We start from the raw sequence: 10,775 nt of genomic DNA on the forward strand, positions 1-10,775 counted from the left end.
TCTGCCTTATATAAATTACCCACAAACAGCTGCAAAAATCAGCTTGAAAGCTCAATAGACCCTATTAATAAAGGGAATCTTAACTCACCCTGTGCGCCGGTGAGTTAAGATTCCCTTTTGTATTTCAGATAGAGAAGTAGCGCTACAGTAGTTCTCTATTGGTCAGTGACCAAAGGTACACGCGCTTTAGTAAACTGATTTTGATCCTTTTACGAATACCTCGTTTGGAATGGCGGAGTCGGTTTGGTAGCGCAATGGCTTTCATCTCGGTTTTCATTTCTTTTCCATCCACCAACACAGTAGACCCCCGATGCAGTAAGCCAGCAGATCTTTCCAATCAAATGTGGCGCCCAAAATCACAGCCAGAGGCGATGAAGATTCGATACCAAGCCAAACCGCGACCTGTAACAATTGCCCTAACTCAACAGCAAACGCAATCAACACCACCAGTGAAACCAGCCAGTTAACGGGCATGGAGAACAAGCTTGCAAGAAAGTAGTAGAGCCAAACCACAACGAGAACATCACCAACTGTCGGACGAATAAAGCTGTCTCGAACATAGAGCGCGATAACGACCAATGCGATAAAACACACCAAGCTTTTGAGTCCATTTTTTGCAGAAAATTGCAGGCGGATAGCAGACGTTTCTTCCACCATATTGCTTGGCTGCCCAGTGAGAATTGCTCGTTTAAACATCTTCATGATTCGCCTTTGCGCTTTCTTCCGCTTTCTTATTTCGTGCGTACCAGTCGATGTTGCGTGTAATAACCATAGTGAAGCTCAAAATCGCGAAACACAGCAATGTCCCCATAACCAATGCGTAGCTTTCTGCTTGTAGCAAGCCAAACAGTAATCCGTAGAGAGTGAGCAAACACGCTCCGAATACCGCGCCGTGCTTGGTGTTGCTCAACATACCGCTCACGTACACACTTAAAAGTCCCGTCGAGGCGATTGCCGACACCACATACGCCCAGTTAAAGCCGAGGTGTTCACTCATCGAAATCAACAACAGATAGAAAAGCGCTAAAGCCAGACCAATAAAGCCGTATTGCACTGGGTGAACCGGACGCGCTTGGAACAGCTCCAGTAAGAAGAAACTCGCAAATACTAATGTGATAACCAACAGTGAATAGTTCACAGCTCGGTGAGACTTCAAATAGTGGTCAACGGGGTCAATCAAATCTACGCCCATTTGTCGCTGTTCAAGCTCGTGACACGCATGATTCGATGACAAACAGCTTTGGAACAGCTGCGCAATATTGGTAGAGAAGTTATTGCTCGCCCACTGTGCATTAAATCCATCTTCAGATACCTCTGACGACACCGGTAAGTAATCACCGATAAAGCTTGGATGCGCCCATTTTGAAGAGAGCTCAACCGTTGTTTGACTGCCGATTGGTGTGACTTGAAGCTGCCCCATCCCTTGCAACAAGAAGTTAAGATCGAATGCCAAAGGTTGTTCTGCGTTTAGGTCTGCAAGTGTCAGAGTACTGTGGAAGCCTTGTGGTAACTGGTCTAACCCCGTTCCCGGTGCGACTTCGATGTTAGCACTCGCCATGGTCATGTCATCCAAACGAATTAATCCGCGGCTGTCTTCAATGCCAACCACTAGGCTCATGTTGTCAATATCAAGCCCATGCAACGCCGCGAGATCGTCTGCATCGAAAGTGCCTTTCAGTGCCACTTGTGCTTTGTATAAACGCGCACGGTAAATGCCTCGGTACTTTTCAAAACTGTCCAGATTCGCGCTCATATCAAAAGTGCTAGGTAAAAGAAATTTACGACGCTCTTTAATCTGTACTTTGTCATCTCGGTAACTGGTTTCGGTGTAGTTAACCATGATGAATGGACCAATGATGCGCTGCTCGCCGCTGCTACTGCGTGCGATGTCGTTTCTGACTTCATCTTGGCGATATGAGCGTTCTGAGATCAGTCCTGTGACCATTGAAAGCGGGATTTGCAGTAAGACAAACAAAAACAGCACGAAGGCGAACTTCGTGCCGAGTTGGTTATTGAGGATCTTTTTCATGTTTCATTCTCCATTTGCTGATGGAAGTAATCTAAATCAGCAATTTGGAGAACGAATGGAGCTAATGTGGAGTTTCTATGGAGTTGGTAAAATCAGGGTCACTTTCACGCCAGAATCGACGTTTTCGACTTGTAACTGACCTTTGTGCAGCTTGATCACTTGCTCAACAAAATTCAGCCCGAGCCCAGTGCTCTTAACGCCATTTTCCCGAGCGAGGGAGTAGAAGCGTTCCGTCAAACGCGACATCGCGTAGTCGGGAATGTGAGGACCTGAATTGAAAATCGACAGGCACATTTTCTCTTTCGCGACCTCAGCTTTCCATTCAATGCATCCCTCCGAATCAACAAAATCCAGCGCATTGTCCATCAAGTTAAAAACGGCTTGTTTCAGTAAGAAGGCATCACCAAGCACGGCGAGATGGTCATCAATTTGGATGTTGGCAATCACCGACTTTGCACTCAAGCGCGCATCCGCCGATTCAACCACTTCATTGACCATTTGTTTTAGCGAGATAGCTTCGACTTGCTCTAGCTCGGGGCGCTTTTCAAGACGAGCCAGTTCGAGCAACTTATCAATCAATGACTGCATGCGGTCGCTTTCTCGCTCAATATTGCCAGCAAAGCGCGTGACCTTTTCTGCAGGCAACGGCATTTGCAATATTTCACTCGCGCCTTTAATCGCTGATAACGGGCTTTTCAGCTCATGAGTCAGCGTCTGTACGTACTCTTCCACATATTGTTTACCATCGAGTTGATTGCGCATCTTCTCTAATGCATCGCTTAGCGTGCCGTACTCATAAAAGATACGAAATGTCGGCTTAGAGACCTTTTCACCTTCACCCATTTTGGTCGCGTAGTCTTCTAGCTTGTTCAGTGCTGAGTGAATTCGCCAAGCAAACAATGCCCCTGCCAATAGCACTAAACCACTCATCCACACCATCCAAAACAGCACATTGCGTTTAGAAAGATCGATGAAGGGTTGTACTGAGCGATTGGATTTTGCCACCGTCACGCTGCCAATGATTTCACCTTTGTGGTAAATGGGCGCAGCCACGTGCATAACGGTTGAGAGCGGATCTTTCGGGTCTTCGATGGTACTGCGCGCGCCGTATTGACCACGCAACGTGAGATATACATCGTTCCATTGCGAGTAGTCTTTGCCTACGTCTTGCTGCCAAGAATCCGCAATCACAATGCCTTGTTTATCGGTAATGTAAATTCGATGGTTAATCGCTTTTTTGCCAATTTCCCAAATGCGCGCTTGAGGCTCTCGCTGCCCATAAGCCGCTAGTAGTTTGGAGAAGCGACTTTCAGACAACTTTCCGTTCGCAACATCTTCTTCTGCCAATACTGCAAGCAAGTTCGCCATATCCACCAGCGTCTCTTCGGTGGTTTGACGCACGGTTGGCTTAAGTTCTTGGACGACCGTTTTGCTCACCATGTAAGCCGTCATTCCGACTAAGATGAAGTAGAGAAAAAACAGTCTGAGTCCAAGAGGGATCTTCGGCCAGCGATTCATCATTCACCTTTAATGCAGTAAAAGTAACCAAAGCCACGCTTGGTACAGATGCGTTCAGACATCTCAAACGGCTTCAACTTATGGCGAATGGCTTTGATGTGGGTATCAATATTGCGCTCGTACGCAGCTTCCGGCGCCATGTCAGCAGCGACCATAAGTTGCTCTCGGCTCAATACATTGGAAGAGACAGAAATCAGTTTATCGAGAATCTTAAATTCGACCGCAGTTAACCCAAGCATTTGCCCGCCAACACCGTAGTCGAAGTTCTGCGCAACTAAATCATGGTTCAAATGAGGTTGTTCTGGAACAGCTACAGGCTCTGGTTTGTCCTCCATCATTGGCGCTTTAGCTTTGATTCGAAGTTTAATGCGAGCCAACATTTCGCGCGGGCTAAATGGCTTAGTCACGTAATCATCCGCGCCAATTTCCAAACCGACTACGCGATCAATTTCATCGCTTCTTGCGGTGAGAAAGATTATGGGAATATCAGAAAACTCACGGATGGTTTTGCATAATTCAAAACCATTGCCATCCGGTAAGCCTACGTCTAAGACAAGTAACGCTGCGGAGTTGTGCTGCAAAAAAGCTAAGCCCTCTCCTGCTGTTGTAAACCACTCTGCGTGGTAGCCATCCATCTCTAATACATGAATCAGGTTCTCTGCGATAGCAGATTCATCCTCGATAATAAGGACGGTGGGTTGTTCGCTCAATGTCTTAGCCTCATTGACGGTGTTTATCTTTATGTTGGTATTATCACTTAATTTGGGGCCAAGGCTAGTGGATTGATGCAGCAAAGGCGCAGTTCGTGGATAATACTAATCAAACACACTTCTATTCAGCATAATAAATTTATCACTTAGATTAATGAGTCACCACAATTGTGAATACAATGATTTCAACCATTGATATGAACAGTGTTCATTTTAAACTCAAGTTATCAATTCGATTTTATTTAAAGGACAGTCACTGATGAAAAGAGCGCTAATCCCCCTGGCTTTACTGACTTTGCTCTCAGGTTGCGCCAGCATGTCTCCGGATGAGTGCAAAACGGCAAACTGGTACAACGTAGGTTATCAAGATGGCCGAGACGGCAACGATCCAAACATTATCAATAGCTATACCGAAGACTGTGGTGAAGCGGGTGTGACACCCGACCGAGCGAAATGGAAAGAAGGCTTTGATAAAGGCACTATCCAATATTGCTCACCAGACAATGGGTACACTGTCGGTATCGAAGGCAAAGAATATTACGGTGTATGCAGCAGCAAAGAGTTTATTGAGAACTACCAGTTAGGTCATCAAGAATATCAACGCCAGCAACGCATCCAACAAATCGATACTGAAATCTCGGTCATCGATAATCAGCTTGATGGCAATCCAGACAAAGATAATGCCAAGAGACTGAAAGAGAAGAGAAAGCGATTGGCTGACGAGCGTTCAAGCCTCTTGTCGCCAACCATCAACTTGAATCTGAATTTCTAAATCGATTGGATTTAGCTTCTAAAAATTCATGGCCCTAGCTCAGTTCTAGGGTCATGAATTGACTGTTCGGATCGAGTTCGTAATCCCCGAACGGCTCGCAGTACACAAAGCCATGCTTTTCATACAACAGGCGCGCTGGTTTAAAAAACTCCATCGAGCCCGTTTCTAAACTCAAGCGCTGCAAACCTTTTTGCTTCGCTTGCTCAATCACATGAATCAATAATTGAGATGCCACACCTTGGTTTCTTGCCGTAGGCGTGGTGCGCATGGATTTCAGCTCCGCGTGTTGGTCATCCAACTCTTTAATCGCCGCACACCCAAGCAGTTGCTCACCTTTCCATCCGGTCCAAAATGTCACTTCTGGCGCTTTGAGCTTATCTAAATCTAACGCATGCACGCTTTCTGGTGGTGACGTGGCGTACATGTCCTGTAAATGTCCTTCCAACAGCGCTATCACTTGCGACCGTTCTAAATTGTCGATTTCAATCCTCATCTTTCCATCCTTGGCTTTTAACTATCTAAGTCACCTTAAGTATATGTTTTAAAATTAAATGTCCATCCCAAAACTCAAAGATACCTAGGTTTGTACAAAACTAAGGCGATTGAATAATAGAAAAGCCCCAGCACAGATATCAAAACATCATGTGTTGGAGCTTCATTTGCATTTCTATGTAAGCCTATTCGTAAAGTTCTGGCGTACTTTGTAACTGTTCACTAAATTTGAAAATATCGTCAATCGAGTCGATTGGATGGCGGGTTTCTGTTTTAGCTTCATCAAAGAGGCCAATGTACTTTTGTTTGGTATTGAACCAAAGGCGACATAATGGCTTCCGATTGTTGTCATCAAGCAGGATACCAAAATAACTTTGCGTATCACGGGCGCACACTCGCTGTACATCAACTTGTTGTCGCAATATCGCCTTAACTACATTAAAACCCTCGATCTCTTCATCTGTCGTTTGAACTTTGGGCTTATCTTGAGCAGGTTCGACGGATTCTTCAAAGGTGTTAACGCTATCGTCTACCTTGATCGGTGCTTTATCATCTCCACCAATTGCAGATTTCAATCGAGCATTAATGCTGTCGTTCAAGAATTGTTTTAGAGCCTTCGTTGTAATATCCATGAACTGTGCTTTGACTTTTGCGGTTTGGACGCCATCGTACACTTTTGAAGTAAAGAATTTTACAAACTCCTCTTCAGGGTTCTGAAACTGTTCATGAAGTGCTTTTTTAATTTGATTGAGGTACTTGAGCTCACCGGCAGCATCAACTACAGACTCAACATCAAAAGAAGACTTGGTAAGCTTTTTCACTTCGGGAATTACGTGCTCATCAAGATTGGCAAGATCCAAAGTCAAAAACGGCTTTTCATCCATTTTATTTGGAGCGTCTAAGTCCGTAAAAAACTGATATTCAGATCCATTAGTTAAAATCGCAATACGAGCATTGGTTACTGAAAAATACCGAAACAATTGATTAGCATGTTTAGTGGCCAATGGCTCACCAAATTTTTTACACTCGATAAGAATTTGTACAACCCCATCTTTAATGAGTGCGTAATCTACTTTTTCTCCCTTCTTCGTAGCAATGTCAGCAGTAAACTCAGGGATAACCTCATTTGGATTAAAGACATCATAACCTAATACAGAGTGCAAAAATGGCATTACTAATGCGTTTTTTGTTGCTTCTTCTGTAGCTAAACTCGCTGATACTTGGGGAATTTTTTTGGAAAGAGCTTGAACTCGTTCTATAAAATCCATAAGACACTCCATCATATTGTTCATTTAAATACTTAAAGTATATATGACACTGGTATCTTAAAATGTTGTGTAGTTAAAAGTTTGAATGCCATATGCAAACACTCACCCAACAGCGAACTTAAAGCGGTTGTCTCATAATGTGCTGCGGTCCAACGGGGCCGCCGTGGTAAAGCTCATTGGTATCTTCAAACCCTGATTTTAAATAGCACTGATAAGCGGGTATGTTGCGGCAATTCACGGTGAGATAAAGCGCATCAAACTCGGGATAATGGCGTTTGGCGAAATCGGCAAACTGTTGAATGGCTTGCTTGGCGATGCCTTTGCCTTGATGACGGTGATCCACCAGCAAAGCACGCACGCCTAAACTGTTTTTCGGGCAAAAATCGTATTTCTCGCTGTAAGCTGCATCAAATAGAAAAAAGCCAACCACGTCATCGTCTGCCAAAATCAGATGCGGAAGTTCTGTAGGTTCAAGACATGTAAGCATTTCACCCACATCCGCGACCGTAAACTGCGATTGCTCTTCTAGCACGCTAAGTTCGCAAGTTTGTTTATGTCGCTCAGGCGAATACTTTTCAATAGTAATCATAATCTTCCTTGTTGTTTTTATGCTCAATTCATACAGGGTATGTCGTAAATAGAAATACCTAGTGTCGTATTTCCCACTCGCAGGCAAACGTTTAGCACTCTATTATCCTCACCATTCGATAGAGAGGTTTCCATGTCCCGTTTTTTACTTTGTAGTTTTGCACTCGTTTTACTCTACCCTACTGCCATTGATTTGTATCTTGTTGGTTTGCCTCAAATTGCGTCAGATCTCAATGCCAGTGAATCTCAGTTGCATATTGCGTTTTCGATCTATTTAGCTGGCATGGCTACCACCATGTTATTCGCGGGGAAAATTGCAGACTCTGTGGGACGAAAGCCTGTTGCCGTCGTCGGCGCGATGATCTTCGTGCTCGCGTCTTTTCTCGGCGGAATGGCTGAACAACCAAACGCTTTCTTGATTGCTCGCTTTTGCCAAGGCATCGGTGCTGGATCTTGCTATGTCGTCGCGTTCGCGATTTTACGCGACACGTTAGACGATGAACGCCGCGCGAAAGTATTGTCGATGCTCAATGGCATCACCTGTATCATTCCAGTGATCGCACCCGTGATTGGTCACTTGATTATGCTGAAATTTCCTTGGCCGAGTTTGTTTACCACGATGGCAGGAATGGGCATTCTCGTCAGTGTATTGGCCATTTTTGTTCTCAAGGAATCACTACCCAGCCAACAATGTGAAGAACAGACAACGCCAGAGAGCCATCAAGAGACTTTCTTCGAGCGATTTTTTATCAGTAGGCTGATCATTACTGCACTTGGAGTGACCACCATCCTGACCTTTGTTAACGCTTCACCAATTGTTGTGATGAGTATGCTTGGTTTTGATCGCGGTGGCTATTCTTCCATCATGGCGGGGACTGCGACGATCAGTATGTTGATTTCGTTCTCGGCGCCATTGGCATTGGGGATTTTCAAGCAGCGAACCTTAATGATGAGCTCTCAAGGATTGCTCGTTTGTTCAGCCATCGTGCTCAGTGCAGCCCATTTCCATGATGGACAACCTTTTTACTATGTTTTCGGACTTGGGCTGATTTGCGCAGGCTTCGCTTGTGGCTTTGGCGTGGCCATGAGCCAAGCGCTCAGCCCATTCTCTCAACAAGCTGGCGTGGCAAGCTCGTTACTGGGCATTGCTCAAGTTTGTAGTTCCGCGTTCTATATTTGGTTTATGGGTTTCATCGGCGTTACTGCACTGAATATGTTGGTGTTTATCTTAGTGCTAGGTAGCGTAATCAGCCTTGCTCTAATACTATTGATTCCAAAGCCTGTTCACGATACCCATTATGAAGAAATCCCTAGCGCGACTTGATTTAAACTTACTGTTCACTCTGCAATTATTGTTGCAAGAGCAAAGCGTCTCGAAAGCCTCGAAAAAGCTGAACGTTACGCCCTCTACCGTAAGTAAGTCGCTCAACAAACTTCGTCATTGGTTCGATGATCCTTTGTTTGTCAAAACACCTAAAGGTCTTGCGCCAACGCCCTTGGCGCAAAGCATGGAGCAAGATCTTGCAGAATGGCTGCAAATTGGCTGCCAGATTGCAGAAAAACGCAGCGATATTACGCCTAAAGGAGTGCGTTTTGATATCACGATTGAGTCGCCATTAGTGCTCACAATGCTGGACAGAGTCATCGTCGCTATCCACCAGCGATACCCTGAAGCGAAAGTAAAAACCAGTAACTGGGATTACGATTCACTCGACGCAATCATTCGGGGCGAGGCGGATATCGGTTTTACCGGCCGAGAAAGCCACCCTAGATCGAAAGAGTCGTTGGATCTTCTGCCTTATTTCTTGGATTTTGAGATTCTATTTTATGACCTGCCGATGGTGTATTTACATAAAGATCATCCGGCATTACAGCAAGAGTGGAATCTCGAGACCTTTCTGAGCTACCAACACATCAATATTGTTTGGGAAAAAAGTGAAACTTGGGCGTTGGATGAAGTATTAGCGGAACTAGGGCTACAGCGCTCTATCGGGCTGACGATGTCCAACTTTGAGCAATCCCTTTTTATGGCAGCGCAGCCGACGCATGATATGATCACCACCGCGCCGCACTATTGCAAAAGTTACACAGAAAAGCTGCATCTCGATTTGGTGTGCTTGCCAATTCCATTAGACCAAGCTCAACAAGACAAATTACTGATTCCATTTACCATGATTTGGCATAAACGCAATGCGTACAATCCCAAATTGCTATGGTTGAAAAACACCATTGAGTCATTGTACAAACAACCTTTCCAACCACAGTAAGACTCAGGCTAAGGTCAGGTTTTCTCTGGTTATTTTTAATGACTTTCTTGCTCTGATAGCTATAACTAATCACTTTATCAACTAATAAAAATGTTCTTTTGGATCTACACTAGCTGTTCATTTACACGCTAAGGATCAAGGATGTCGACCTTCTTACTCACTGCTATTGCAATGCTGGCGTTCGCTGCCAATTCATTATTGTGCCGACTTGCCTTGGCAGAAGGGTTAATTGATGCAGGAAGCTTCACGCTCGTTCGATTGATATCTGGCGCGATTACCTTAATCGCAATGCTTGTCGTGAGAGGTCAGTGGAAAACCGATCGGCCAACTTCTCGCTTTCGCTTTTTTGCTGGCGTGGCGTTATTTGGTTACGCTGCCCTTTTCTCTTTCGCGTACTTACAACTGGCGACAGGAACTGGTGCTTTGCTTTTGTTTGGTGCCGTGCAACTTACATTACTGGCGATCTATTGGTTGCAAGGTGAGCGCTTTCAGTTTCTCGAAATCATCGGTATCGGCCTTTCAATTGTTGGATTTGTTTGGTTGATGTTGCCATCTGCCACTCGCCCCGATATTAGCTCTGCACTTCTCATGTTGATTTCTGGCGTTTGTTGGGCTGCGTTTACTGCGCTCGGTAAACAAGCGCCTTCTCCAAGTAGTGGCATCACGTGGGGATTCATCGCTGCATCAATAATTGGCGTGCTCCTTTCGCCATTAATCTTGTCCTCAATCCACCTTTCTTTGAGCGGAGTGTTGCTCGCTATCGCATCTGGTGCCATTGCATCTGGCCTTGGGTATACGCTTTGGTATCAAGTCATGCGTAAGCTCTCTTTACTTCAAGCCGCCGTCAGCCAACTTTCCGTGCCAGCCATTGCTTTGCTACTCGGCAGCATCGTACTCCACGAGCCTCTTTCACTGCATACTCTTTTAACCAGCGGCATCATTCTTGGTGGGATCGCTTTGGTTTTTTTATCTCGATCCAAAAAAACAAACGAACAATCGGCAAGCCGATAAAAAGTAATAACTTTCCCTCTCAAGTACCCATTCATCATCTATGCTTTTTAAAGCAGTAAAGCTCATTGCAGATGGTATAAGTGGTCTGCTTTGGTACCAGGCGAAGAATATAAGGTGAGC

11 protein-coding genes are annotated in these 10,775 nt (G+C 45.0%); 4 read left to right on the forward strand and 7 right to left on the reverse strand.

Features of this window, described 5'->3' with window-relative positions; all coding sequences use genetic code 11:
* Positions 1-273: 273 nt before the first annotated feature.
* From R7035_RS03150 to R7035_RS03165, 4 genes are all read right to left on the reverse strand, one after another.
* Positions 274-702 carry a DUF2809 domain-containing protein gene (locus R7035_RS03150; RefSeq protein ID WP_053303880.1) on the reverse strand — a complete coding sequence of 143 codons (429 nt, stop codon included), beginning with the start codon at positions 700-702 and terminating at the stop codon, positions 274-276.
* Positions 689-2,029: a cell envelope integrity protein CreD gene (gene creD, locus R7035_RS03155; RefSeq protein WP_262651696.1), complete on the reverse strand. Its 1,341-nt coding sequence runs from the start codon at positions 2,027-2,029 to the stop codon at positions 689-691. Before creD ends, R7035_RS03150 begins: the two co-directional genes overlap by 14 nt.
* A 75-nt stretch (positions 2,030-2,104) precedes the next feature.
* Positions 2,105-3,547, reverse strand: coding sequence for a two-component system sensor histidine kinase CreC (gene creC, locus R7035_RS03160; protein WP_104980176.1), 1,443 nt, complete (start codon positions 3,545-3,547; stop codon positions 2,105-2,107).
* On the reverse strand, positions 3,547-4,257 hold the full coding sequence (locus R7035_RS03165) for a response regulator (RefSeq protein WP_053307945.1): 711 nt from the start codon (positions 4,255-4,257) through the stop codon (positions 3,547-3,549). The genes creC and R7035_RS03165 overlap by 1 nt, the downstream gene beginning before the upstream one ends.
* Positions 4,258-4,516: 259 nt before the next feature.
* Between R7035_RS03165 and R7035_RS03170 the strand changes: the two genes are divergently transcribed.
* Positions 4,517-5,029: a DUF2799 domain-containing protein gene (locus R7035_RS03170; protein WP_005374970.1), complete on the forward strand. Its 513-nt coding sequence runs from the start codon at positions 4,517-4,519 to the stop codon at positions 5,027-5,029.
* A gap of 34 nt (positions 5,030-5,063) precedes the next feature.
* Here the strand turns inward: R7035_RS03170 and R7035_RS03175 are convergent, their stop codons facing one another.
* The 3 genes from R7035_RS03175 to R7035_RS03185 form a co-directional block, all read right to left on the reverse strand.
* Positions 5,064-5,522, reverse strand: a complete 459-nt coding sequence (locus R7035_RS03175; RefSeq protein ID WP_053303884.1) for a GNAT family N-acetyltransferase — start codon at positions 5,520-5,522, stop codon at positions 5,064-5,066.
* 184 nt (positions 5,523-5,706) lie between these two features.
* Positions 5,707-6,789, reverse strand: a complete 1,083-nt coding sequence (locus R7035_RS03180) for a type I restriction endonuclease (protein WP_053303885.1) — start codon at positions 6,787-6,789, stop codon at positions 5,707-5,709.
* Positions 6,790-6,907: 118 nt separating this feature from the next.
* Positions 6,908-7,378 carry a GNAT family N-acetyltransferase gene (locus tag R7035_RS03185; protein ID WP_005374960.1) on the reverse strand — a complete coding sequence of 157 codons (471 nt, stop codon included), beginning with the start codon at positions 7,376-7,378 and terminating at the stop codon, positions 6,908-6,910.
* Between the two features lie 132 nt (positions 7,379-7,510).
* On the opposite strand from R7035_RS03185, the gene R7035_RS03190 reads away from it, so the two are divergent.
* The 3 genes from R7035_RS03190 to R7035_RS03200 all read left to right on the forward strand — a co-directional run bounded on the left by R7035_RS03190 (position 7,511) and on the right by R7035_RS03200 (position 10,655).
* Positions 7,511-8,701 carry an MFS transporter gene (locus R7035_RS03190; protein WP_005386919.1) on the forward strand — a complete coding sequence of 397 codons (1,191 nt, stop codon included), beginning with the start codon at positions 7,511-7,513 and terminating at the stop codon, positions 8,699-8,701.
* Complete coding sequence (gene yidZ / locus R7035_RS03195; protein ID WP_053303886.1) at positions 8,676-9,644, forward strand: HTH-type transcriptional regulator YidZ; 969 nt, start codon at positions 8,676-8,678, stop codon at positions 9,642-9,644. The genes R7035_RS03190 and yidZ overlap by 26 nt, the downstream gene beginning before the upstream one ends.
* A gap of 141 nt (positions 9,645-9,785) precedes the next feature.
* Positions 9,786-10,655, forward strand: a complete 870-nt coding sequence (locus tag R7035_RS03200; protein WP_053303887.1) for a DMT family transporter — start codon at positions 9,786-9,788, stop codon at positions 10,653-10,655.
* Positions 10,656-10,775 lie beyond the last annotated feature (120 nt).

The sequence above is a fragment of the Vibrio sp. 1731 genome, from assembly GCF_033339955.1.
Classification (GTDB): domain Bacteria; phylum Pseudomonadota; class Gammaproteobacteria; order Enterobacterales; family Vibrionaceae; genus Vibrio; species Vibrio alginolyticus.

Bases quoted from the DNA above. Each gene is read 5' to 3' on its own strand.
- R7035_RS03150 (WP_053303880.1), bottom strand. From the start codon at position 702: ATGAAGATGTTTAAACGAGCAATTCTCACTGGGCAGCCAAGCAATATG.
- creD (WP_262651696.1), bottom strand. From the start codon at position 2,029: ATGAAAAAGATCCTCAATAACCAACTCGGCACGAAGTTCGCCTTCGTG.
- creC (WP_104980176.1), bottom strand. From the start codon at position 3,547: ATGAATCGCTGGCCGAAGATCCCTCTTGGACTCAGACTGTTTTTTCTC.
- R7035_RS03170 (WP_005374970.1), top strand. From the start codon at position 4,517: ATGAAAAGAGCGCTAATCCCCCTGGCTTTACTGACTTTGCTCTCAGGT.
- R7035_RS03175 (WP_053303884.1), bottom strand. From the start codon at position 5,522: ATGAGGATTGAAATCGACAATTTAGAACGGTCGCAAGTGATAGCGCTG.
- R7035_RS03180 (WP_053303885.1), bottom strand. From the start codon at position 6,789: ATGGATTTTATAGAACGAGTTCAAGCTCTTTCCAAAAAAATTCCCCAA.
- R7035_RS03185 (WP_005374960.1), bottom strand. From the start codon at position 7,378: ATGATTACTATTGAAAAGTATTCGCCTGAGCGACATAAACAAACTTGC.
- R7035_RS03190 (WP_005386919.1), top strand. From the start codon at position 7,511: ATGTCCCGTTTTTTACTTTGTAGTTTTGCACTCGTTTTACTCTACCCT.
- yidZ (WP_053303886.1), top strand. From the start codon at position 8,676: ATGAAGAAATCCCTAGCGCGACTTGATTTAAACTTACTGTTCACTCTG.
- R7035_RS03200 (WP_053303887.1), top strand. From the start codon at position 9,786: ATGTCGACCTTCTTACTCACTGCTATTGCAATGCTGGCGTTCGCTGCC.